The organism is Ignatzschineria sp. 22MB058224 (assembly GCF_058188435.1).
Window position 1 is genome coordinate 2028700 of the sequence record NZ_CP187366.1, and the last position, 24419, is coordinate 2053118.

Annotated in this window: 25 protein-coding genes and 1 riboswitch; of the genes, 15 read left to right on the top strand and 10 right to left on the bottom strand. The window is 42.7% G+C overall.

All coding sequences use genetic code 11. The features are described from left to right. The first annotated feature begins 8 nt into the window (after nucleotides 1-8). The 11 genes from ACPF7B_RS08920 (at nucleotide 9) to mog (ending at nucleotide 12391) form a co-directional block, all read left to right on the top strand. Entirely contained in the window at nucleotides 9-530 is a 522-nt protein-coding gene (locus ACPF7B_RS08920) for an NADH-quinone oxidoreductase subunit NuoE family protein (RefSeq protein ID WP_490505458.1), read from the top strand. Next, the gene (gene nuoF / locus ACPF7B_RS08925; protein ID WP_490505459.1) at nucleotides 530-1816 is read left to right on the top strand and encodes an NADH-quinone oxidoreductase subunit NuoF; all 1287 of its coding nucleotides are present in this window, start codon (nucleotides 530-532) and stop codon (nucleotides 1814-1816) included. Before ACPF7B_RS08920 ends, nuoF begins: the two co-directional genes overlap by 1 nt. After that, nucleotides 1816-4146 carry an NADH-quinone oxidoreductase subunit NuoG gene (gene nuoG / locus ACPF7B_RS08930; protein ID WP_490505460.1) on the top strand — a complete coding sequence of 777 codons (2331 nt, stop codon included), beginning with the start codon at nucleotides 1816-1818 and terminating at the stop codon, nucleotides 4144-4146. The genes nuoF and nuoG overlap by 1 nt, the downstream gene beginning before the upstream one ends. Further along, nucleotides 4147-5199, top strand: coding sequence for an NADH-quinone oxidoreductase subunit NuoH (gene nuoH, locus ACPF7B_RS08935; protein WP_490505461.1), 1053 nt, complete (start codon nucleotides 4147-4149; stop codon nucleotides 5197-5199). 21 nt (nucleotides 5200-5220) lie between these two features. Beyond that, nucleotides 5221-5712 carry an NADH-quinone oxidoreductase subunit NuoI gene (nuoI, locus tag ACPF7B_RS08940; RefSeq protein WP_490505462.1) on the top strand — a complete coding sequence of 164 codons (492 nt, stop codon included), beginning with the start codon at nucleotides 5221-5223 and terminating at the stop codon, nucleotides 5710-5712. Nucleotides 5713-5721: 9 nt separating this feature from the next. Next, nucleotides 5722-6402: an NADH-quinone oxidoreductase subunit J gene (locus ACPF7B_RS08945; RefSeq protein WP_490505463.1), complete on the top strand. Its 681-nt coding sequence runs from the start codon at nucleotides 5722-5724 to the stop codon at nucleotides 6400-6402. Nucleotide 6403: 1 nt separating this feature from the next. Continuing rightward, nucleotides 6404-6712 (top strand): NADH-quinone oxidoreductase subunit NuoK, encoded by a 309-nt coding sequence (gene nuoK / locus ACPF7B_RS08950; protein ID WP_490505464.1) that lies wholly within the window; start codon nucleotides 6404-6406, stop codon nucleotides 6710-6712. Between the two features lie 2 nt (nucleotides 6713-6714). Next, the gene (gene nuoL / locus ACPF7B_RS08955; protein WP_490505465.1) at nucleotides 6715-8721 is read left to right on the top strand and encodes an NADH-quinone oxidoreductase subunit L; all 2007 of its coding nucleotides are present in this window, start codon (nucleotides 6715-6717) and stop codon (nucleotides 8719-8721) included. A gap of 18 nt (nucleotides 8722-8739) precedes the next feature. Further along, nucleotides 8740-10245, top strand: coding sequence for an NADH-quinone oxidoreductase subunit M (locus ACPF7B_RS08960; RefSeq protein WP_490506522.1), 1506 nt, complete (start codon nucleotides 8740-8742; stop codon nucleotides 10243-10245). Between the two features lie 12 nt (nucleotides 10246-10257). Continuing rightward, a complete protein-coding gene (locus ACPF7B_RS08965; RefSeq protein WP_490505466.1) occupies nucleotides 10258-11718 on the top strand; it encodes an NADH-quinone oxidoreductase subunit N in 1461 nt (486 codons plus the stop codon). A gap of 103 nt (nucleotides 11719-11821) precedes the next feature. Then, the gene (gene mog / locus ACPF7B_RS08970) at nucleotides 11822-12391 is read left to right on the top strand and encodes a molybdopterin adenylyltransferase (protein WP_490506523.1); all 570 of its coding nucleotides are present in this window, start codon (nucleotides 11822-11824) and stop codon (nucleotides 12389-12391) included. A gap of 80 nt (nucleotides 12392-12471) precedes the next feature. On the opposite strand, the gene tsf is transcribed toward mog, so the two are convergent. Beyond that, nucleotides 12472-13338 (bottom strand): translation elongation factor Ts, encoded by an 867-nt coding sequence (gene tsf / locus ACPF7B_RS08975; protein WP_490505467.1) that lies wholly within the window; start codon nucleotides 13336-13338, stop codon nucleotides 12472-12474. Nucleotides 13339-13422: 84 nt separating this feature from the next. Next, nucleotides 13423-14205 (bottom strand): 30S ribosomal protein S2, encoded by a 783-nt coding sequence (rpsB, locus tag ACPF7B_RS08980; protein ID WP_490505468.1) that lies wholly within the window; start codon nucleotides 14203-14205, stop codon nucleotides 13423-13425. 325 nt (nucleotides 14206-14530) lie between these two features. On the opposite strand from rpsB, the gene hemE reads away from it, so the two are divergent. From hemE to ACPF7B_RS09000, 4 genes are read left to right on the top strand one after another with little or no spacing between them, the layout of a single operon-like run. Then, complete coding sequence (hemE, locus tag ACPF7B_RS08985) at nucleotides 14531-15601, top strand: uroporphyrinogen decarboxylase (RefSeq protein ID WP_490505469.1); 1071 nt, start codon at nucleotides 14531-14533, stop codon at nucleotides 15599-15601. Between the two features lie 10 nt (nucleotides 15602-15611). Further along, nucleotides 15612-16058 carry an NUDIX domain-containing protein gene (locus ACPF7B_RS08990; protein WP_490505470.1) on the top strand — a complete coding sequence of 149 codons (447 nt, stop codon included), beginning with the start codon at nucleotides 15612-15614 and terminating at the stop codon, nucleotides 16056-16058. A 44-nt stretch (nucleotides 16059-16102) separates the two neighbouring features. Beyond that, nucleotides 16103-16570 (top strand): hypothetical protein, encoded by a 468-nt coding sequence (locus ACPF7B_RS08995; protein WP_490505471.1) that lies wholly within the window; start codon nucleotides 16103-16105, stop codon nucleotides 16568-16570. 57 nt (nucleotides 16571-16627) lie between these two features. Continuing rightward, complete coding sequence (locus ACPF7B_RS09000; protein ID WP_490505472.1) at nucleotides 16628-17254, top strand: DUF1007 family protein; 627 nt, start codon at nucleotides 16628-16630, stop codon at nucleotides 17252-17254. 73 nt (nucleotides 17255-17327) lie between these two features. On the opposite strand, the gene ACPF7B_RS09005 is transcribed toward ACPF7B_RS09000, so the two are convergent. The 8 genes from ACPF7B_RS09005 to ACPF7B_RS09040 form a co-directional block, all read right to left on the bottom strand. Beyond that, entirely contained in the window at nucleotides 17328-18335 is a 1008-nt protein-coding gene (locus tag ACPF7B_RS09005) for a nickel/cobalt transporter (protein ID WP_490505473.1), read from the bottom strand. A 104-nt stretch (nucleotides 18336-18439) separates the two neighbouring features. Continuing rightward, nucleotides 18440-19102: a thiamine ABC transporter ATP-binding protein ThiQ gene (gene thiQ / locus ACPF7B_RS09010; RefSeq protein ID WP_490506524.1), complete on the bottom strand. Its 663-nt coding sequence runs from the start codon at nucleotides 19100-19102 to the stop codon at nucleotides 18440-18442. A 131-nt stretch (nucleotides 19103-19233) separates the two neighbouring features. Then, the gene (gene thiP / locus ACPF7B_RS09015; RefSeq protein ID WP_490505474.1) at nucleotides 19234-20826 is read right to left on the bottom strand and encodes a thiamine/thiamine pyrophosphate ABC transporter permease ThiP; all 1593 of its coding nucleotides are present in this window, start codon (nucleotides 20824-20826) and stop codon (nucleotides 19234-19236) included. 56 nt (nucleotides 20827-20882) lie between these two features. Further along, nucleotides 20883-21938 carry a thiamine ABC transporter substrate binding subunit gene (thiB, locus tag ACPF7B_RS09020; protein ID WP_490505475.1) on the bottom strand — a complete coding sequence of 352 codons (1056 nt, stop codon included), beginning with the start codon at nucleotides 21936-21938 and terminating at the stop codon, nucleotides 20883-20885. Nucleotides 21939-21985: 47 nt separating this feature from the next. After that, a riboswitch (TPP riboswitch) is annotated at nucleotides 21986-22110 on the bottom strand. Between the two features lies 1 nt (nucleotide 22111). Then, nucleotides 22112-22318 carry a hypothetical protein gene (locus ACPF7B_RS09025; RefSeq protein ID WP_490505476.1) on the bottom strand — a complete coding sequence of 69 codons (207 nt, stop codon included), beginning with the start codon at nucleotides 22316-22318 and terminating at the stop codon, nucleotides 22112-22114. 123 nt (nucleotides 22319-22441) lie between these two features. Further along, nucleotides 22442-22585, bottom strand: coding sequence for a hypothetical protein (locus tag ACPF7B_RS09030; protein ID WP_490505477.1), 144 nt, complete (start codon nucleotides 22583-22585; stop codon nucleotides 22442-22444). Between the two features lie 236 nt (nucleotides 22586-22821). Beyond that, a complete protein-coding gene (gene rsmD / locus ACPF7B_RS09035) occupies nucleotides 22822-23421 on the bottom strand; it encodes a 16S rRNA (guanine(966)-N(2))-methyltransferase RsmD (protein ID WP_490505478.1) in 600 nt (199 codons plus the stop codon). Further along, nucleotides 23421-24320 carry a lysophospholipid acyltransferase family protein gene (locus tag ACPF7B_RS09040; protein ID WP_490505479.1) on the bottom strand — a complete coding sequence of 300 codons (900 nt, stop codon included), beginning with the start codon at nucleotides 24318-24320 and terminating at the stop codon, nucleotides 23421-23423. The genes rsmD and ACPF7B_RS09040 overlap by 1 nt, the downstream gene beginning before the upstream one ends. Nucleotides 24321-24419: the final 99 nt, after the last annotated feature.

Consider the following 24419-nt stretch of genomic DNA (forward strand, 5'->3'; position numbering starts at 1 on the left):
TTGCAAAGATGAAAAATAAAGAAAGTATTTTAAGTAGTCATGCTAGAGCAGAAATTGATCGCTGGCTTGCTCGTTTCCCTGAAGATCGGAAACAATCGGCACTTCTTGCTGCGCTTCGTGAAGTGCAACATGAAAATGATGGCTATCTCACGACAGAGCTAATGGATGCGGTTGCGGCGTATCTTGATTTACCACCTATTGCGGTGTACGAAGTTGCATCTTTCTACTCAAATTTTGAGTTAAAACCATGCGGTAAAAATGCACTGTTAATCTGCACGAATATTTCATGTATGCTCCGGGGGGCTGATGAAATCTTAGCGCATGTGGAAAATCGTTTAGGAATAAAGGCCGGGGAGTCCACTCCTGACGGTCTTTTTTCACTTAAGAAAGAAGATGAATGTCTAGCTGCATGTACCGCCGCACCAGCAGCGCTTATCAATCATGAGTACCATGAGAATTTAACGATTGAGAAAATTGATGAGATTCTTGATCGTATCGAATCTAGAGCAGACAATAAAGAGGCAAACTAATGGTTAGAAATGAAGTTTGTTACTTCACACTCGGGCACGATAAGCCATGGTCTCTTGAGACTTATGTGAGCTTAGGCGGCTATGATGGGTGGAAGAAGATACTAAGAGGTGAACTCTCGAAGGAGGAAGTTATCGAAATGGTCAAAGCTTCAGAGCTTCGTGGCCGTGGCGGTGCAGGATTTCCAACAGGTGTGAAATGGAGCTTTATGCCGAAAAACGACGATGGCAGCAGCTATCTTGTTTGTAACTCGGATGAATCAGAGCCTGGCACCTGTAAAGATAGAGATATTCTCCGTTTTAATCCGCATGCATTAGTTGAAGGGATGGCGATTGCTGCTTTCGCAATTGGTGCGAAAGTGGGATATAACTATATGCGTGGGGAGTTTAGCGAAGAGCCATTTAAACGATTTGAAGCCGCTGTACAAGAAGCGCGGGATGCAGGTCTTTTGGGTGAGAATATTCAAGGTAGTGGCATTTCGGTAGATCTGTTTGGTGCGCTGGGTGCTGGTGCATATATTTGCGGTGAAGAAACAGCTCTCTTGGAGTCTTTGGAAGGTAAAAAAGGGCAACCTCGCTTTAAACCACCATTTCCAGCGGCAGTTGGTCTTTATGGAAAACCTACGACAATTAATAACTGTGAGTCGCTTTCATCTGTTGGCCGTATATTACGTAACGGTCCTGAATGGTTTAAAAATCATGGTATTCCCGGTGCTGGTGGTCAAAAGATTTTTTCAATCTCTGGTCATGTTGAAAAACCAGGAAATTATGAGATCCCGATGGGGACACCATTTAAAGATCTATTAAATTTAGCAGGTGGTGTTTGGAAAGGTCGTAAATTAAAAGCGGTTATTCCAGGTGGTTCCTCGGTTCCTGTTGTTCCAGCACATATCATGATGGAAACGAATATGGATTATGATTCAATTGCGAAGAAAGCCGGTTCCATGATGGGTTCTGGCGCGGTTATCGTAATGGATGAAACAACTGATATGGTAAAAGCTTTGCGAGTCCTTTCTAGTTTCTACTTTAAAGAATCATGCGGTCAATGTACACCATGCCGAGAAGGAACAGGTTGGTTGTTACGAATTATGGATCGGATTCTGAAAGGGGAAGGAAAACCTGAGGATCTAGAGCGTTTAGAGCATGTTGCAAATAATATCGGTGGACGTACTATTTGTGCGCTTGGAGATGCAGCAGCAATGCCTGTACTCAGTTTTATAAAACACTTCCCAGAGGAGTTCAAATACTATATTGAACATGGGAAAAGTATGATTGAGGGGGCCCAATAATGAGTAATGAAAAAATATTTACCGTCAACATTGATGGTAAGGAATTTCAGGCACCTGCGGGCACGATGTTGATCGAAGTGGCAGATCGTGAAGGAATTACAATTCCACGCTTCTGCTATCACGATAAGCTATCCATTGCTGCAAGTTGCCGAATGTGTTTGGTTGATGTAGAACGGATGCCAAAACCTGCACCCGCTTGTGCAACTCCGATTATGGATGGCATGATTGTTCGTACTCGTAGTGAAAAAGCACGTGCAGCGCAAAAAGCGATTATGGAGTTTTTACTGATTAATCACCCACTTGATTGCCCTATTTGTGATCAGGGTGGTGAGTGTGAACTGCAAGATTTCTCTGCTGAGTATGGCCAAAATCACTCAATTTATATTGAGGAGAAGCGTCATTTAGAAAAAAATGATATTGGTCCTTTAGTTGAAACTTATATGAATCGTTGTATTCAATGTACTCGCTGTGTACGTTATGGCGAAGAAATTGCGGGAATGCGCGAGCTTGGTGGACTAGACCGTGGCGATCGTTTAGAAATTTCAACCTATATTCAACATGCGCTTGTTTCTGAAGTATCGGCAAACATTATTGATATTTGTCCTGTGGGTGCGTTGACGGCAAAACCGTCAAAATATGGTGCACGCCCTTGGGAATATATGAGTCATGACTCGATTAGCATGCATGATGGTATCGGTACTAATACTGAAGTCCACACTTTACGTGGAAAGGTTGCACGTGTTGTTGCCCGCCGTAATGATGAGATTAACGAACCATGGATTTCAGATAGAGATCGTTTTAGTTATGAGTCGATTAATAGTCATGATCGTGCACATCAACCGTTAATCGATGATGGTCATGGAAACCTAGAAGTGGCAACGTGGATTGATGCACTTCAAGCAACCAAGTTACTTTTAGAAGGGGCAATTGAGAAGCACGGTGTCGATCAAGTGGGGATCTTTGTATCGCCGATGGCATCTGTTGAGGAGATGCAACTTGTTAAAGAGTTTGCGAAGAAACTCAATATCACAAATGTTGATTATCGTTTTAATCAACGTGATTTCTCAGGTGATAAGGGCGAGAAAGCATATCGTTCATTGGGTGTGCCAATCAAAGATGTGAATAGACTTGATTCGATCTTCTTAATTGGTGCAGACCCTCGTATGGAAACGCCGGTATTGGCGATTCGTGTGCGTGATGCGGTTAATCATGGCGCGCAAGTCTCAATGTTAGCAAGTTATAGTGCTGATCAACTTCATAAAATGAATGCAGAGATTATCGCCCATCCATTTGATTGGGTAAATGAGCTTTCAGCGATTTTATTGAAGGTTGCAAGCCTAAAAGGCACTGAGATTTCAACTGCATTAACATCGTTTTCAGATTCACAAGCACTTAATAGTGAAGCAGTGAATACAATTGCGGAGCAATTAGTGCAAGGTGAACGAGAATGGATTGTTTTAGGCCATGATGCAATTAGTCATCCGCAGTTTGCGACACTTCGTGCTATTGCATCTGAGCTTGCACGTATTACGGGCGCAAAATTAGGCTACTTTACACAAGGATCAAATAGTTCAGGAGCTGCAATTACGGGCCTTACCACCGTAGGCAAAAACAGTAGCACAATGATTGAATCACCCCTTAAAGCTTATGTACTAGTGGGAGCGATTGATCCTGAGTTTGATTTTGTAGAAAGTGGGAAAGTTGTTTCAGTGTTAGAACAGGCAGAAGCGGTAATTGCTATTACACCTTTTGCAAGTGAAACCATCAAAAAACTCGCAAATGTGGTGTTACCGGGTACTGCATGGCTAGAAAGTCCAGGAAGTTTTGTAAATCTTGAAGGTCAATTACAGTCACTTCAAGCAACGACGATGCCACAAGGTGAAGCGCGTCCTATCTGGAAAATCCTACGTGTTCTTGGCAATCAATTGGAGTTACCAGGCTTTGAATATGTAAGCTCTGAAGAGATTCTTACTGCATGGTTAAAGCAGAATGAACAAGCCTTGCAGCTTCAGGATAATCAATTGGAAGAACTTATCTTTGAAGCGAAAGATCTTATCAAAACAGGGCTTCTTGCGGTGCCAACAACATCACTCTATTCGACAGATGCCTATGTTCGTCGAGGGAAAGCATTACAAAAAACGCCTCTAGCGGCAAGAGCACGAATCGCATTTAATAATAGTGTTGATGAATCTCAAGTGATGGCAATTCTCAATTCAGAGAGTCGCTTTACTTCACGCGTTTCACCGAAAGTTGCAGTAGGTTGCGTGCGTATTCCAACAGAATATGCTGGTAAAACACCATTTTATCAATCAATTAAGGGGGCAAATTAGATGGATATCATAATGGCTATTATTCATTATCCTCTCGTTTGGGCTCTATTGAAAACATTGGCAATTTTTTTACCGATTGTTTTATCAGTAGCGTATTTAACATTTGCAGAGCGTAAAGTGTTGGGATATATGCATATTCGTTTAGGTCCAAATCAGGTAGGGCCAAAAGGATTGCTTCAACCATTTGCCGATCTTTTGAAAATGCTTTTTAAAGAGTGGATTATCCCATCAGCAGCGAATAAAAAAATGTTTCTTATCGCACCGTTTGTTGCGGTTACCACTGCATTTGCAGTATGGGCGGTTATCCCATTTCAAGATGGTTGGATCAGCTCGGATATGGATTCGGCAATTTTATATATCCTCGCAATGACTTCTCTTGGGGTGTATGCATCATTGATTGGTGGTTGGGGATCTAACTCAAAATTTGCAATGTTTGGAGCAATTCGTAGTGCTGCGCAAGTTGTTTCCTATGAGCTTGCTTTAGGATTCGCGCTTATTACCGTTGTGATGATTTCAGGAAGCTTAAACTTCTCAGAGATTGTTAAAGCACAATCAGGTTCACTTGGATTAGTTGATTGGTACTTCATTCCATTGTTACCAATGGCAGTGATCTATTTTATCGCAGGGTTAGCGGAATTAAACCGCGCACCATTCGAGGTGACAGAAGGTGAATCGGAAATCGTTGCTGGTTACTTTACGGAGTATTCTGGTACGGGCTTTGTAACCTTCTATCTTGCAGAATATACCAATATGATCTTGATGTCGGCGCTGATGAGCCTTCTGTTCTTCGGAGGATGGTTAGCACCACTTTCGGGGGTGGAAGCAATTGCGAATATTCCTGTTATTTCATTCTTAGCACAAGATAGCCTTTTCTGGATGATTCTAAAAATGGCATTCTTCCTCTTTGCAATGATTTGGGTTCGTGCAACCTTCCCAGGTTATCGTTATGACCAAATCATGCGCTTAGGTTGGAAATTCTTTATTCCAATTGCGCTAATCTGGATTGCAGTGGTTCTCGTGATGTATGGCGTCGGTTTAAAACCCTGGTTTTAAAGGAATAAGGTAGGACAATCAATGTTTAGATATTTAAAATCACTCTACGAGACATTTACGTTAAAAGAATTACGTAAAGGTTTAGGAATTACCTTACGTTATTTCTTTAGACCGAAATATACCGTTGAGTATCCCTATGAAAAAACACCACAGTCAAATCGGTTCCGTGGTCTTCATGCACTTCGTCGTTACCCTAATGGGGAAGAACGTTGTATCGGTTGTAAGCTTTGTGAAGCAGTTTGCCCAGCATTAGCTATTACGATTGATACGGAAGAGCGTGATGATGGTACACGCCGTACGACTCGTTACGATATCGATCTTTTCAAATGTATCTTCTGTGGATTATGTGAACAGGCATGTCCAGTAGATTCAATCGTGCTGACCCGTGTATTTGAATATCACATGGAAGAGAAAGGCGAAAATATCATCACTAAAGAGACGCTTCTTGCGCTTGGCGATAAGTACGAAGTACAAATCGCAGCAGATAGAGCGCTCGATTCAAAATTATACTAGGGGGAGACGATGTTATTTAAGATACTATTTTATCTCTTCGCGCTGATTACGATCTACTCAGCAGTTCGCGTCGTGAGTGCGAAAAATACGATGACATCAGTCCTTCATCTCATCTTGATTTTTGTGATGATTAGCTGTTGTTGGTTATTGTTGCAGGCAGAATTTTTAGCGTTATCGCTGATTATTATCTACTGTGGCGCCGTGATGGTCTTTTTCCTTTTCGCTGTGATGATGCTTGATATCCCGCACGATATGTTAAAAGAAGGATTTGTTAAATACTTCCCGATTGCTTTATTAGTAGCGGTGGTTTTTATTGCAGAAATTCTCATCGTTGTTTTAGGCGGTGATAGTTTTATTACTCATAAATTTGCTCTTCAAGGTGGGGTTGAATCAATTCGTGAAGGCGCGGAGTTAACAAATGCTCAAGAGCTGGGTGTTCTGCTTTATACAGAATATATCTATGCATTTGAAGCGACAGCGTTAATTCTATTAGTGGCGATGATCGCGGCGATTGCATTAACTCGCCGAGTAGGACCACTTCGTCGTAAAGATGTTCCCGTAGGTTTCCAAGTAAAAGCAAATCCTACAGAACGTGTTCGTGTGGTGAAGATGGATTCTGCAATCCTTGCACCGGCTCCGGTTAAAGAAGAGAGCGCAGACACAGAAGCAGAAGAAGGGGAGGAAAAGTAAAATGAATTTAGTCATTGACGATTATATTATTCTCTCGACGATTCTTTTTGGAATCAGTGCGGCGGGGATATTTATTAATCGCAGAAATTTGATTGTATTGCTCATGTGTATCGAGTTGATGCTACTTTCAAGTAGCACGCTCTTTGTGGCATTCTCTCAATTCTCCGGCGATCTCCATGGTCAAATCTTTGTATTCTTCACGTTAGCGGTTGCCGCTGCTGAAGCTGCAATTGGGTTGGCGATATTAGTATTAGTGTTCCGCAATCGTGGCAGCATTAATGTTGATGAAATTACTGAATTAAGAGGTTAGCAATGGAATTTAAATATATTTATCTCTTAATTGTATTGCTTCCACTCTTTGGTTCGATGATTGCGGGTCTTTTCTGCCGTGTGATCAATCAGAAAGTTGCGCATAGTGTTACGATCTTATTTGTTGCAATAGCAGCAGCATTATCGATCTATTCATTGATTGAGCATATGTCGGGTAGAGCACCAATTTTTGATGAAAACCTCTATACGTGGATGAATACTGGTTCATTAAGCGTAGGTGTTGGCTTTATGGTCGATAACCTTACTTCGATGATGATGGTCGTCATTACGTCTGTATCGACGATGGTTCATATCTATTCGATTGGTTACATGAAAGGAGATCCTGGGTATAACCGCTTCTTTAGTTATATCTCGCTCTTCACCTTCTCCATGTTGATGCTCGTAATGTCGAATAACTTTATGCAGCTCTTCTTTGGTTGGGAAGCTGTCGGCCTTGTTTCATATTTGCTTATTGGTTTCTGGTTTAAAAAACCAACGGCAACATATGCGAACATGAAAGCCTTCTTGGTAAATCGCGTTGGGGATTTTGGATTCTTAATTGGTATTGCCTGTGTAGCATATATGACAAGTTCATTAACCTACACCGATGTTTTTGCAAAACTCGATTCAGCACCGAATACAATCCACTTTCTTGGTACAGATTGGAATATCATGACCTTCGCAGCAGTCTTCCTTTTTATCGGGGCAATGGGTAAATCAGCGCAAGTTCCACTTCATGTATGGCTGCCTGATTCAATGGAAGGTCCGACACCGATCTCAGCTTTGATTCATGCAGCAACAATGGTTACTGCGGGAATCTTTATGGTTGCAAGAATGTCACCGATTTATGAGCTTTCAACAACAGCGCTTTCGATGGTGATGATCCTCGGTGCGATTACCGCGCTCTTTATGGGAGTATTAGGTCTTTTCCAACACGATATCAAACGAGTTATCGCTTATTCAACGATCTCTCAGCTCGGTTATATGACTGTCGCTCTTGGTGCTTCAGCTTACTCACTGGCTGCATTCCATTTAACAACGCATGCATTTTTCAAAGCTTTGCTCTTCTTAGGTGCCGGTTCAGTGATTATCGGTATGAGCCATGTCCAAGATATGCGTTTCATGGGTGGGCTTCGTAAACGAATGCCAATTACATGGATTACCACATTAATCGGTGCGCTTGCACTTGTGGGGATGCCATTCTTCTCAGGTTACTATTCAAAAGAAGGGATTATCTGGTCGCTTGAGCACAGTACAACCTTCGGTTCAAAATTTGCACTAATTTCACTTGAGATCGGGGTATTTATGACGGCACTCTATACCTTTAGAATGTACTTCTTAGTATTCCATGGTAAAGCGCGTTATACCGTTGATGAATCTTTAGGTCACGATCATCATGGTGACGATGAAAGTGTGCTGCCTGAAACACCAAAAGAGTCTCCATGGGTTGTCACACTTCCATTAATACTTCTTGCGATTCCATCTGTGATCCTTGGTTGGTACATGGCGCCAATGATGTTTGAAAATACCTTCCTAGCAGAGTCTGTTTACATTAATAACGCGGTGAATCCCGCAACTGAAGTGATGAAAGCAGGCTTCCATGGTTCATTGGAAATGACAAAAGAAGCATTAACTGCACCAGCGTTTTACCTGACACTAGCGGGGATCTTTACTGCTTGGTACTGCTTCTTAATTCACCCGAAAGTGGCGGTTAAAGGTCGTGAACTTCTTGAGAAAATAGGCCTTTATAAAGTATTTGAAAACAAATACTACTTTGACGATGTGAATCAAAAATTCTTTGCCAATGGTGCGGTCGGTCTTGGTCGTTTCTTTTGGACAAAAATTGATGACAAAATCATCGATCAAGGCATAGTATTTGGAGCTGCACGAGTTGCATCGGTTGTAGGCGCTGGTATTCGCCGTATTCAAACTGGGTACATCTACCATATGGCATTCTTAATGGTAGTTGGGTTGTTGGCGCTTATGACTTGGGTCGTATTTTTTAACTAGGAATATACAATGGAACTAATGCACATCTCTTGGTTAAGTTTAGTCATTTGGCTTCCGATTCTCGGAGGACTAATCGTACTCGCAGTCGGGAATGAACCAGCGCGAGTACGCTGGCTCTCTTTAGCCTTTGCTATTCTTGCTTTTATTATTTCGTTACCACTTCTATTCCTGTTCAGTCCTGATGTGAGTGGTATGCAATTTGTTGAACAAATTGTTTGGAGTTCGGAACTTGGAATTAGCTATCACTTAGGTGTTGATGGTTTCTCCATGCCGTTCGTTGTCTTAACAACATTTGTCACAATCCTTGTGGTTGTCGCGGGTTGGGAAATTATTAAGGATCGTCCAAATCAATATTTTGCGGCATTCTTAATTCTTGAAGGCTTGATGAATGGTATCTTTGCTTCGGTCGATGGAATTCTTTTCTATGTATTCTTCGAAGCGATGTTGATTCCAATGTTCTTAATTATCGGTGTATGGGGTGGCCCGGGTCGTATTACTGCGGCGTTGAAGTTCTTCCTCTATACATTCTTAGGTTCAATTTTTCTCTTAATTGCCTTGATCTACCTCTATCTTCAAAGCGGTACGTTCGACATCTTAAGTTTCCAAAACCTTGAATTAGCAGAATCAACACAAAAATGGTTATTCTTGGCATTCTTAGCAGGTTTTGCGGTGAAAGTTCCGATGTTCCCAGTTCATACTTGGTTACCATCGGCTCACGTTGAAGCACCGACAGGTGGTTCTGTTATTCTTGCGGCGATTACGCTTAAGATAGGTGGTTATGGTTTTGTTCGCTTCATGTTACCGATTGTACCGTTAGGGGCAGCGTACTTCGCATGGTTTATCGTTGTATTGAGTGTAATTGCAATTCTCTATATTGCACTTGTAGCACTTGTTCAACGCGATATGAAGAAAATGATTGCTTATTCATCTATCTCTCATATGGGATTTGTGACTTTAGCATTTATTCTTCCTGTGGCGATGTTAGGTGGCGGAAGTCTCGATGAGGAAGCAATGCAGATGGCATTACAAGGCGGCATGATGCAGATGATTTCGCACGGTCTTGTATCGGCGGGTATGTTCCTCTGTATCGGGGTTATGTACGATCGTATTCATTCACGTGAGATAGCTGATTACGGCGGAGTCATCAATGCGATGCCGGTCTTTGGGGCCTTCTTTATCTTCTTTGCGATGGCAAACTCAGGACTTCCAGGAACCTCAGGTTTTATCGGTGAGTTCTGGACAATCTTAGCGAGCTTCCACTTCTCTGTTTATGTAGCGATTTTAGTAGCGCTTTCACTTATTTTGAGTGCAGCATACAATTTATGGCTTACAAAACGCGTGATTTTAGGGGATATCGTTCATGATCATGTTCGTCAGATGAAAGATATCAATGGTCGCGAGTGGTTCTTGCTTGGTTCATTAGCAGTTCTAGTCATTCTCTTAGGAGTTTGGCCAGATCCGATTGCAAACTTAATGCAATCAACGATTGATGGACTCATTACTCACTTAACAGGTCAATTCTAAAGGAAGTTAAAAATGAAGGAATTAAATCTGATAGATCTACTCGTTGCTCTTCCTGAGATCTTTTTAATGGGTATGATCGTTATCATCTTGTTATATGAGAGCTTGAACAAGAATGCAAAACAATCAATGCTCTTAACATTGAGCTTGATTGCACTATTTGGAACGGCGATTGTCGGTATATTCCAATACAATTACGATATTACCGGCGGTATTATTGATAATGGTGCATTCTGGTTTGGTGAAATTAATTATAATCCACTGACAACACTGATTAAAGTTGCGATGGTTATCATTGTCGCTTTCGGCTTGGTGTATAGTTATACACGAGCTGAAAATGATGTTGTTACTGCTGAATACTATATTCTTGTGTTGCTTAGTTCGCTTGGGATGCTTGTGTTAGTCGCGGCAGGTAGTTTGCTTACAATCTATGTTGGTTTAGAGCTAATGTCTCTGCCGATGTATGGTTTAGTAGCACTCAACCGTCGTAGTAACAAGAGCACTGAAGCGGCAATGAAGTACTTTGTTATGGGTGCTCTATCATCAGGAATTTTACTATTTGGTATGGCGCTTCTTTACGGGGCAACTGGTTCATTGCAAATTGCGGATATCCAAGCAACGATTTTAAGTAGTATGACGGGAAGCCAATCACGCTTGATTTTATTCTCTGCCGTATTCTTAATTGTAGGTACTGTCTTTAAGCTCGGTGCTGCACCATTCCATGGTTGGGTGCCCGATGTTTATGAAGGAGCGCCGCTTCCTGTGGCGATGTTTATTGGTGCTGCACCAAAAGTCGCGGCCTTTATGATGGGTGTGATGATTCTTCTTGGTGGCTTAGTCGAGTTTGCAGGTAATTGGCAACCATTTATCATTGCAATTGCCATTATCTCATTCTTAATTGGGAACTTTGTAGCACTGAAACAGGATAATATTCGTCGTATGCTCGGTTATTCCGCAGTATCGCATGCTGGATTTATCATTTTAGGGCTTCTAGTTGTCGAAGGCAGTGATGAAGCATTTAGTTCTGGTCTCTTCTATGCGATTACGTATGCGATCACAACGACAGCGGCCTTTGGTTTCATGCTTTCAGTAAAAGTTAATGGAAAAGAGATTCAACATATCGATGATCTGAAAGGCTTTGCGCGCAAACACGCATGGTATGGGATCTTAATGGCGGCAGTTATGTTATCGATGGGCGGTATTCCATTCTTCGTTGGCTTCTACGCAAAATTAGTTGTACTAAAAGCAGCATTTAATGCGGGTTATCTATTTACGGTTATTATTGCGCTTCTAACGTCAGTTGTAGGGCTCTATTACTACCTTCGTGTAGTAAAAGTAATGTTCTTTGATGAAGAGAATAAAGGTCGTGAATTGACGATTGAAGCAACGGGCTTAAGCCGCGTATTCTTCAATATTAATGCGCTTTTATTAATTGTGCTTGGAATTGCACCATCGCTATTACTCTCATTATTCTAAGGGTCTGTGAGTCCCGCAACGTTATAAGATAATTGCTTTAATGAATAGGGCGCATTCAATTGAATGTGCCCTTTTTTAAAAATTTGAAATTAAGGAGAAAATGATGCAGACAATTACGATTGGAGTTGTATCCGTGTCAGATCGAGCAAGTCAAGGGATCTATCAAGATGAAGGGATTCCTCATTTAAAAGAGTGGCTTTCAAAAGCGATTAGGAACCCAATTGAATTTCAAGAACGATTGATTGCCGATGAACAACCATTAATTGAAGAGACGTTGAAAGACTTAGTGGATAATCTTCATTGTGATCTTATATTAACGACAGGTGGAACCGGTCCGACGAAGCGAGATGTAACGCCAGATGCAACGATTGCGGTAGCAGATAAGGAAATGCCGGGGTTTGGTGAGCAGATGCGGCAAGTGAGCCTCTACTTTGTGCCGACAGCTATTTTGTCACGGCAGGTTGGTGTTATTCGCAAAGAGAGCTTGATTGTGAATCTTCCTGGGCGTCCGCGTGCAATCGAAGAGACGCTTGCGGGTGTTAAAGATCAGGATGGGAATATCGTTGTGAATGGGATATTTTCGGCAATTCCTTATTGTTTAGATCTCATTGGCGCCGGGTACATTGAAGTAAATGAAGCGGTGACGACCGCTTTTAGGCCGAAGAAAAAATAATTACCCAATAAAAAAGAGTGACGTGAATGTCACTCTTTTTTTGAATACTGAGATTCGTTGTGAGTTTTAGGACTTTGAAATTACTTTAATTGTTCCATAACTTCTGCAGCGAAGTCAGACTCAACAATCTCAACACCTTCACCAAGTTCTAAACGAACAAAGCTATCCACTTTTGCTGATTCAGATTTGAGAAGTTTTTCAACTGTCATATCAGGATCTTTTACGAAGCTTTGACCAACAAGTGTTACTTCTTCAAGATATTTACGGATACGGCCTTCGATCATTTTTTCTTGAATATCTGCAGGGCGGCCTGATTCAGCTGCTTGTGCCGTGAAGATTTCACGTTCTTTTTCAAGAAGATCGGCCGGAACACCTGATGCATCAACGCATACGGGTTTTGCCGCTGCAATATGCATTGCTAAGTCACGTGGAAGTTCTGCATTTCCGCCTTCAACGTCAACGAGCGCCGCGATACGAATACCATGAGCATATGCGCCAACAGTACCTTTTGCATGAATGCTTGCTGCACGACGAACCGAGATGTTCTCACCGATTTTTGCAATAAGATTTTTACGTGCTTCATCAAGAGAGACGCCATCGATTTGTGCATCTGCTAAATCGTCAACTGAATTGATTTTTTTCTCAAATGCAATATCAGCAACTTTGTTAGAGAAAGCAATAAAATCTTCGTTTTTAGTCACGAAGTCTGTTTCACAGTTCACTTCAACGATAACACCAAATTTATCATCGTTACGAACCAAAAGAACACCTTCTGCTGCTGCACGATCTGCTTTTTTGTCAGCTTTCGCTTGACCATTTTTACGCATCAACTCAATCGCCGCTTCGATATCGCCGTTTGTTTCTGTCAATGCTTTTTTACATTCCATCATTCCTGAACCTGTGCGTTCACGGAGTTCTTTTACCATAGCTGCTGTAATTGTCGCCATTATAAATTACCTTAATAAATGAAAAGTTAATCGGGAAAGGATGAATCAAGAAGAGCGCTCAGTAAATGTGAGCGCTCGACTTTTTTATTCAGCGTCCGCTGCTGCTTCAACTTCTACTTCAACAGTTTCAACAACTTCTACAAATTGGTCTTTTTCTTGAAGATCTTGAGAGATCAATTGTGCATTTGAACCACGGCCTTCAATAACCGCGTCTGCTGCTGCTGTTGCATAGAGTTGGATAGCGCGAATTGCGTCATCGTTACCAGGAATAACATAATCAATGTTATCAGGTGAGCTGTTAGTATCAACAACACCGATTACAGGGATACCCATTTTTTTCGCTTCTGCAACTGCATTGCTCTCATAGCCAACATCGATAATGAAGATTGCATCAGGAATATTTGGCATCTCTTTAATACCACCAAGGCTTTTTTCGAGCTTCACTAATTCACGCTCTAATAAAATTCCTTCTTTTTTGGTAAGACGCTCAAGCGAACCGTCTGCTTTCATATCTTCGATTTCACGAAGGCGACGAATTGAGTTACGAACTGTTTTAAAGTTTGTAAGCATACCACCTAACCAGCGATGGTTAACATATGGCATACCAGCACGTTTTGCTTGTTCAGTGATGATGTCAGATGCTGCGCGTTTTGTTCCAACGAAAAGAACACGGCCATTTTGCGATGCAACTTTAGAGATAAAGTTCATTGCATCGTTAAACATTGGAAGTGTTTCTTCTAAGTTGATGATATGAATTTTGGAACGTGAACCAAAGATATAGGGTTTCATTTTTGGGTTCCAGAAACGAGTTTGGTGACCAAAATGAACGCCTGCTTCTAGCATATCGCGCATATTTACTTTTGACATAAATTTTTCCTTTATATATTTAGGGTTAAGCCTCCAGATTGTCCGAGAACGTAACTTCTTTTTATCGAAAAAGAAGCACCCCCGTTTCGGTTTTATCATCTGTGAGTAGTTTAAAGTTAAAAAGTGGTAGAAAATCTACCTATTTCTGAATTATCTTTAATGCTTTTGGCCGATTTTAAAGTCGATTAAATGTAAAAAAGATAAGCCCAACATTATAGCGAAAACAAAGTATTTTTGCTAGTTTATTAAAATAATAAAGACAGAGTAAGAACGCGCGATATGGTATAATTTTTACGATATGAATTTATAGATTTAGGACAGAACAATGACTTATAAGAATGATCGTTTTATTCGTGCCCTTTTGAAAGAAAAAGTCGATCGCACGCCTGTATGGATGATGCGTCAAGCAGGCCGATATCTACCAGAGTATCGCCGTGTACGAGCACAAGCTGGCGATTTTATGTCACTTTGTCGCAATGCTGATTTAGCATGTGAAGTTACGTTGCAGCCGATTGAGCGCTTTGGCTTTGATGCTGCGATTCTTTTTTCAGATATCTTAACAATTCCTGATGCAATGGGTTTAGATTTAAGTTTTGTGACAGGAAAAGGGCCTGTTTTTGGTAAGCCGATTGAAAATGCTGCACAAATTGCTGCACTTCCTAAAATTGATGTGGAAGATGAGCTTGGTTATGTGATGAGTGCGGTATCGACTATTCGTAAAGCTTTGAAAAATGAAGTGCCATTAATCGGATTTACCGGCAGTCCTTGGACGTTGGCAACCTACATGATTGAAGGTGGAAGTAGTAAGGATTTTGGTAAAGTACGTGGATTTATGTATGAGCATCCAACAGCTATGCATGATCTGCTTAATAAACTTGCAGAGGTTGTCACTGATTATCTCAATGCCCAGATTAAAAATGGAGCAGCGGCGGTTCAGATCTTTGATACTTGGGGCGGCATTTTATCGAAAGAGCATTACCAAGAGTTCTCACTTCGCTATATGGAGAAGATCCTTGCAGGTTTGATTACTGAGCATGATGGTCAAAAAATTCCTTCGATCGTCTTTACCAAAAATGGTGGAATGTGGCTGAAAGAACAAGCTGCCATTGGCGCAAATGGTTTAGGCTTAGATTGGATGACTGATATTGCAGAAGCAAAAGCGTTAGTCGGTAAGCAAGTAGTATTGCAAGGCAATATGGATCCAGGGGTGCTCTACTCAACGCCGGCAGTTGTCCGTGAACATGTGCAAAAAGTGCTGGCAGGATTTGGTCATGTCGCTGCTGATGAAGGTCATATCTTTAATCTAGGTCATGGGATTCATCCAGGTATTGATCCTGAAAATGTCAAAGCAATGGTGGAAGCTGTTCATGAGTTTAGCCCTGCGTATCATGTATAGGGGATAGATTATGAACCAGCAACGCCCTGAGATTTTATCTTGTGGAGCGGTGGTTGTTCGTTGGGAGCGCGGGACATTTCGTTATCTTTTACTGAAAGCTTTTAACTTTTGGGATTTTCCAAAAGGACAGATTGAGAAAGGAGAAACACCGCTTGCTACCACATTAAGAGAAGTTCAAGAAGAGACGACGATACGGGATTTAACATTTCCTTGGGGGCAGAGTTACTTTGAAACTGAACCTTACTTTCGAGGAAGGAAGGTAGCAAGGTACTATCTCGCTGAAACTAAGCGCCGTAGTATTTGTTTACCGATTAATCCTGAACTTGGTCGACCTGAGCATTCAGAGTGGGCTTGGGTGACGCGTAGTGAAGCGCTGAAACTTGTTACACCAAGAGTACAAGAAGTGATTCTTTGGTCCGATACATTTCTAGCTTTTGATCGGCGAGTGAATCGTTAAGCGATAGGATTTTTTAATTTTCGGTATTCTAAAAGGATCGTATCGTGCATTCACGATGTCTTCTTTATCTTCTCACACATCGTTTTTCTGTGGAATGGAGTCATATGCAGCGGTTACAATCAGTTTTATTTGTTTCGGCAGATTCTGCTTTCAATCAGCGGGTAGAGGAATCGTTTCCTCACATGAATTATAAGATTTGTCAAAATTATCATGAAGCTGAATATTTCATTGTAGAGGGTCATCTACCTGACCTTCTTATAATTGACTTAGTATTGCCCGATATTACCGGACCGGAAGCGTTGGGGAATTTACAACAAACTTTGTTACCAAAAGAGGTGCCGGGGATCATTGCTACGTCCAATGATCGCCTTGTGCTTTATTCCGAAAATCGTCCACCTGCTTTGATAGGGATTATAAGTAAAACCGGTGATGAGTCTTTTATCTATGAGCGTGTTAAAAAGCTATGGGAAGATTATCAAACATGGTTATTTGACGGTGAGGATATTTTTTAGGAAAAAAAGGTTTATTATTGGCATTAATAGAGGTCTATCAGTTAAATGCGGTTGATTATGAAAAAGATATTATGGGGACTACTCTTTCTTTTTTTGCCGATAATAGTATCGGCTCATCCTCACGCTTGGATTTATACAGGTTCAACATTTCTAATCTCGAATGATGGGAAGTTGATGGGTATTAAGCAGCGTTGGCATTACGATAATCTTTTAACGGATGTCGTATTACAAGATTTAAATTATCCTAAATCACAACAGAATTTTCATCTAGATCAGTGGGCCAAAGAGACTCTAAGAAAATTAGCCCCCTATGATTATTTTTTAAAATTAAGTGTGAATGGTCAAAGAGTCCCTTTAAGTGAAGTGGCACAATATCGAGGCGAGTTAATCGATGAGACTTTAGTGCTCAGTTTCACAATGTTACTTAGCTCACCGATTGATATTAAGAATCAAAATATTACCTTAGCAGCTTACGATCCTTCTTTTTATATCGAGATATTACAGTCTGCAGATTTTCCACCACAAATAGAGGGGCTTGTTGATAATTGTCGTCTCTATATTGAATATCCAGAGCCAACGGCAGATGATTTCCTTCAAGCAGCGATGATCGATTATGGGGTGCAAGTAGACCCTCAATTTGGGGAATTATTTGCGGAGATCGTTCATCTTGAATGTTCTTATTAATGTTGGTGAGTCGTTAATAGCTGTTATCAATTCTAAAGTACCTTTTGGTTAAGGGATTTTATGAGATATAAATTCATAGCAGGGGATTCACAGGTTGCTGTATACCTTGTAACAGGAGCATGATCCCCATTGTAAAAATCAAGACACCGCCTAATAGCATGAAGGTATTGGTAATGATTTGATAACGGTAATATTTTTTTTGTGCTTTTGTTAAGCGTTTTAAGGCAAAGTTACGGGAAGAAACGGTTAAAATTGCGATAAAACTGACGGTAATACCCGTGCCGATAGACATGACTAATACAGCAATAATCCCAACCCAACGTAGTCCCATGGAATATGCACCGAGTAAGATTAAAATAGCACCGGTACAGGGGCGCAGACCTACGGCCAATATCACGGTAAGAAGTAGTTTTAAAGTGATGGGTTGCTCGAAATAGGAAGCCTGGAGGGGATTGGTTGTGCAACATTGATGTGGGTTATCTTTAGAATCTTCCTCCACGAGTTGGGCATTATTGAAGATTTTATGATGAATATGTATGCGATAATATTGGTAGAGTTTCTGACTACTTTTAATGATCAGCCACAAGCCAATGATTATGACAAATATAAAACTTATACGATTAAGATAGAGCGCTGCTTCTTGAGTTTTTCTCAAGGATAAATGGATCAGTTGCATCGAAATTTCAATAAGTAGAATAGCTACTAATCCTTGGATTAACGCCGTGATCAGGGATAGCACTATTCCTCGTCGCAATTGCGTTGGGCTACTCCCTAGATAAGTGATGATCACAGCCTTTCCATGCCCAGGGCCAGCAGCATGAAAAAGGCCATATAAAAAGCTAATGCCAATCAATGCCCCGCTCGACTCCCAGCCGTGTTTTGAAATAATTTGTAATGTTTGGGTGAGCTTTTGTTGCAATAATGTCTGTGTTTTTATAATGCTTATGAGTAGTTGTCCCCATGGGATTAAATGATATATTCCCATCCCGATTAGTAAAATGAAGATGAAAATGAGACTGAATTTTAAAAAAGCAATCAGCCTATTGTGAAGATGGCTAGGTGTTGTGTTATTACGTTGCATATCGAGATAACTTTTAGAGTTATGAGGTTGCCTTAATTTTGTCAAGATAAGTCAATAATTCTATTTTATAAAAATTATCCTTTTTCTTCTAGATGAGAAGAGAGTTATTGGGGGGCGATTGAAATCCCCAATAGTAGCGCTGCTGGATCTTCCCCGCTAAGGAGCTTCTCAGTCGCACCATCATAAGCGATTCTCCCTTGATCGATCACTAAGGTTCGAGGCGCAATTTGATGCGCATCTTCAATATTGTGGGAGACCATCAGCAGGGTGATATCGCGCGCACGGCAACGCTCTTCGAGTAAGAGAAGCATCTCATGACGCAAGGCCGGATCGAGGGCAGAGAAGGGTTCATCAAGCAGCAGAATCGGTTGCTCGCGTATAAAGCAGCGTGCAAGGGCGACTCTCTGTCGCTGTCCGCCGGAGAGTTGTCCTGGCAAGCGATCGAGAAACTCTGTGAGCCCCACCTGTTCCGCAATTGCTGCAACAGTTTTCAGCTCCTCCGCTTTTAGGCGCAGTGTCGGTGCAATGCTTAAGCCGATATTTTGCTGAACGCTCAGATGGTTAAAGAGATTGTTCTCCTGAAAGAGCATCGATACAGGTCGTTTTGCCGGCGGAGTGGTGGTAAAGTCTTGACCATTGAGAAGAATCTCTCCTGTTTCTGGATATTGAAAGCCACTAATAAGGTTGAGAAGGGTACTCTTCCCGGCACCACTTGGGCCCATAATGGCGACTCTCTCCCCACGCTCGATGGTGCAATCAAATTGCATTAATCGGGGAGGAGCCTCTCCGCCGGTTTTGTTCTTTGGGCTCTCTTGATGAGCCCTTTTACCCGCTTTTTCCTCCGCTTTCGAGCGCTCTAAGTGGTAGCGAATATTCTTCAGTTCGATCATTCTATTTGTCATTTTTCTTCTCCGATAGCGCGTCCTGAAATCTTCTCTAAAAAGGTGAAGAGCATCAAGCAGAGAAGCAGTAGTAGCATCGCCGTTACAGCGCCATCATTGGTGCGATAAGCGCCTAATTGTTGATAGAGATAGTAGGGAAGGGTGCGAAAATCTTCATTTCCAAAGAGTGCCACGACACCAAAATCACCAATAGAGATCACCGAGGCGAATGCCAATGCTTGGGCGATCGGCTTTTTGAGTGCGCGAAGTTCGATAATTCTTAATCGGCGCCATCCGCTAATTGCTAATGAATGACAGAGCGGATTGTAACGCTCTGCTAGATCGCGCATCGGGTTTTCAAGTACCTTTAGAGCATAGGGAATCGCTAAGAGGGCATTGGTCAGAATCACTAATGCATAGGGGGATTGGGGAATACCGATCGTCTCATTAAAGAGGATAAAAAATCCTGTCGCCAATACAATCCCCGGCATCGCTAAAATTAAGAGGCCACTCAATTCCATCGCTTGTCCCCATTTAACTGCTCGGCGGAGACGCAATTCTCGGCTACTCCAGAGCAGCATCATGGTGAGTGTCACCGCTAATAGGCCCGCACATATGGCGATAAAGAGTGAGGTGAAGGTGGCTTGCCAGAGGGCCGATTGTTGCAATACCTCCCACACACGGCGATTGAGCCCATCAATAATGATCGCAATCAATGGTGGTAGAAGTAGGAGCAGAGCGATCATAATCACTACAAAATCTCGCACTTGGCGAAAGCGATTATCTGCTGGATCAAACCAAGATCGGCGCGTTGTCGTTCCCACGGCAAAGGCGCTATTGAGGCGTTGACTCACTAACATCAAGCCGATACAGAAAAAGAGCTGAATCAGCGCTAAAATAGCGGCTCTTCCGGGCTCAAAGTCGTAACTTAATGCTTGGTAGATCGCAAGCTCTATCGTCGTTGCGCGCGGTCCGCCCCCTAATGCAAGGACGGTGGCAAAGCTTGAAAAGCAGAGCATAAAGATGAGCGCTGCAGTTGGAAGAAGTTGCCGGCGAAGATAGGGCCACTCCATAATGCGAAATTGTTGCCACTCATTGAGCCCCAATTGCGCGGCGATCTGCCGCTGTTCTACCGAGATACCCTCTAACGCTTGTAGCAACATGCGCGTTGTTAAGGGGAGATTGAAGAAGACATGTGCAAGTAGAATCCCCTGTAAACCATAAGGGGAGAAGTGATACTCCAGCCCGAAAAAGTGGAGAAGTGTTGCAAGCCAGCCACTTTTGCCATAGATCGAGAGAATACCAAAAACCGCCACCAAAACCGGAAGGACTAAGGTCATTGCTGAGAGGCGAAGCAGCAATGTGCGCCCGACAAATCGGCGACGATAGAGCGCTCGAGCTAGCAAAATCGCCGGACCGACCGAGAGCAGTGTCGACAGTAGCGCCTGATAGAAGGTAAAGCCGATAATATGCCACAGATAGCGATCCCCAAAAATCTTCGCAAGAGAGATTGAAGGGGAGAAGCACCAGAGCGCCCCAAAGGCAAGAAGCGCCACAGTCACGAGGATCGTTGAGGCGATCAAGCCGGGGATCAATTGCCGATTAATCATAGAGAGGAATCATAAAAGTTATCACGAATAGTCATCACGGATAGTCATTACAATTTCTATCGACTTACGGCAAATTGCCACAGTTTGATCCAATTTTGGCGCTCTTTCGCCACCTCTTCTGCACCAAAGAGTAGCGCTTTTGCCGGCAATGGTAATGCTTTATAGACCGGAGGAAGCGGGATATCGATCACAGGATACATCCAGTTGGTGGTCGGTAAAGTCTCCTGAAATTCTGGCGTTAACATAAATTGGAGAAATTGATCGGCAAGTTCGGGATGGGGGCTTGCTTTCAATTTTGCCGCCACCTCAATCTGTAGATAGTGTCCTTCATCAAAGAGTGCGGCTGCGTAGTTATCATCATTATCATAGAGCATCTGATAGCCCGGCGATGCGGTATAGCTTAAGACAAAATCGCTCTCACCTTTCAGGAAGAGCCCGTATGATTCGCTCCAACCTTTGGTTACCGTGACGGTCTTTTTCGCCATCTTTTGCCATGCAGATTCAGTCTCCTGACCGTAGATCTTCTCCATCCAGAGAAGAAGGCCTAATCCCGGCGTACTTGTGCGCGGATCTTGGTAGATGATGCTCCACTTGTTTTCAGGATCTAGGAGCTCATCCATATTTGTTGGGGGATTATCGATCTTTCGTTTATCGTAGATAAAGGCAAAGTAGCCATAATCGTAGGGGATAAAGGTTTTGTTCTCCCATTCGATCGGTAATTTCAACATTGATTGATCAATATTCGCCGGCGTAAAGAGATCAGTCTCTTCTGCGGCGGCAATCAGGTTATTATCGAGTCCGAGGATCAGATCCGCCTTACTCTTTTTCCCCTCCATGCGCAGACGATTGAGAAGCGAAACGCCATCGCCGAGAGAGACTAGTTTTAATTCACAATCGCACGTTTTTTCAAAGCGCTCTTTAATCAGCGGCCCCGGACCCCATTCGGCGACGAAGGAATCGTAGGTATAGACGGTCAATGTCGGTTTTTCAGCAAAAGCCAGCGTCGTTAAGCTCGACAATAATAGCGATGCCACCAACAAAGTTCGGTGAAGTGGTTTACGAAAAGAGTGGGAAAGGCGCTTAAGGGGGGAAGAAAGGGTTCGATTTATCATAACGGCTCCTGTGTAAGTGTGTCACAGGATTTGAGGAAGAGCCCGCAGGCATCTCGATTCTCAAATCCCTCCGCCGGTATTGTCCGGATCAGGTTCGACGGGTGAAATCTCAGCTCTCCTTGAGCGATCAAACTCGACCGGCTCTCAAGTAACAGCACCCCGTTGAGATAGAGCTATTGTAGAAGCTTTGATAACTTCTGTAAACAGAGCAAGATTTTAAGTAAAAAGCCCATGTCGGGACCTTTTCGAGGTCCGGTATCAATAATGCCCATATTACCGGCGCGTAACTTCTGGAAGAATGCGATAGTAAGATCCGGCACCGCATCAGCCCACTTTATTTCAGTATGATTAATCGTTAAGGTAGCGATACTTGCCGGCATGCACCTTTTGGATGTACGCAGTAGTAATCTCCGGCAACTCAACAGCCTCTTTTGTCTCAATGAATCATTTTGATGATTCTTAAGAGAGTTTGTTGAGCGGCGGGAGCCAACCATTTTGTTCTTTTAACCGGTGCATGCCCGCAGTTTGGCGCTTTCAGCGCCGAGGAGAAAGAGATCTATGCAAAATAGATCAGTCGGTAATTGAGGATTGCCCATTGCCGGCATGAGATCTGTGAAAGCGTGCAGAGGTGATTTCCGGCAACTCATTAACCTTTGTTGTTTCAACAAATAAGAAGGTTTATATAGAAGGGCGGGAACTTACCAACTCAATTTTTTTACTGGTGCATGCCCGCAGTTTGGCATCGATAATGCCTATTTACCGGCGCGTAACTTTTGGAAGAGTGCGATAGTAAGATCCGGCAATTCATCAGCTTTTTTGTTTCGATTAACCATTTGAAGCATTTTTACGATTATATGCACATTGTAGGTTATCGATTCCGATCTTAAACTTCCCTATAAAGAAATAATTTACTCTCTTTGGTTTTCATTTCTCGGCTTAGCGCTAGGGGGGCGAGCGCTTTTTCGAGATCGAAGGTGGCTTTGACCGGCATCTCTAGGGAGAGAGAGGTTAAGTTTGAGAGAATGGGATTTCCCGCTAAAATCTCTAAAAGTGGAGTATAGAGATCATGGAAAAAAGGGGGGTCGAGGAAGAGATGTTGCCGGGGATATTGGGGTAACTGCTCGAGAAGCGCTTGATGAAGGGGGCTTCCCGGCGTTAAGGCTTCTAAGGCACTTCCTTTGATTAGCTGATAGCGCTCTTCAGGCACTTTAAGTGTGCGGAGATTCTGCGTTAAAGTACGAAAGACATTGGCATCCTTTTCGATAAATATCGCTCGCTTAGTACCACGAGAGAGTGCCTCAATCCCTAAAGCACCGGTGCCGGCAAAGGCATCAATCACAATTGCACCGGGTGTAGCCATCTGTAACCAGTTAAAGAGCGTTTCGCGAACGCGTGAAGCGGTCGGGCGTAATCCATCGGTATCGATCACTTCAATCTTACGGGAGCGATATTCGCCCCCAATAATCTGTACCGAATGTCTCATTATTTCATCACCTCTGCCTCAGTCACCTTGGCAACTTCCCTCTCTTCCGCGCTTTGCATCTTAGCTGTTTCCACCATATTTTCTGTTTCTGCCGTTACGGCTTTCTCTCTCTTTGTCTCTTTGGGTTTGATCGGCGCCGTTAAAGCTTTGATCTCCGCTTCTGTCGGGATCTTTGAGACATTGAGCGAAGGGACAATATGGCCACGAATCCAGCTCTCTGTCTCTTTGGCAAGTTCTGAAGTCGTCCGTGATTCTGCTTCGATCGGTGCGCCAATCACAATGGTGATAATCCCCGGCTCTTTGAGAAAACGGCCTTTCGGTGCGGCAATCCCGGAGTTAATCGCCATCGGGAGAATCGGTGCTTCAAGCTGCTTTGCCACAATAAAGCCCCCCTTCTTAAAGGGAACCACCTCACCAAAGGGAACGCGTGTTCCTTCTGGGAAGATAATGACCGATCGCCCTTCTGCAAAGCGCTCTTTTGCTTGTTTAGAGATCTGTTTCAGGGCATTTTTACCATCTTTACGATTGATCGCAATCGGCTTTGCTTTTGCCAAACCCCAGCCGAAGAAGGGAATATAGAGCAGCTCCTTTTTTAGTACAAAGGAGTGAGGCGGTAGAATAATGGTGTAGATTAAAGTCTCTAATGCCGATTGATGATTGGAGACAATAAAGTGCGGTGCTTTCTCTAGATATTTGAGATTCTCCGCGCCGATGATTCGGTAATCGATGCCGGCACCGATGCGCATCCAGCCCACTAAAATTTTCGACCAAGCGATCGTCACGTTTCGATACCAAGAGCCGGTCAAAAGAACGGTACTTATCAGCATCACTGGCGTAATCACGAGATAGATAAAGAGAAAGCCGATAAAGGTTATCAGTGAGCGAATCCAAGTTGTCATAAAAGCTTTGTCCTAGATACTTTATATAAAAAGGAAAATGAATTAGAAAAAACTTATTTTAAGGTGTTAAGAGTAAGGTAATTATAAGTCATAGTGCGA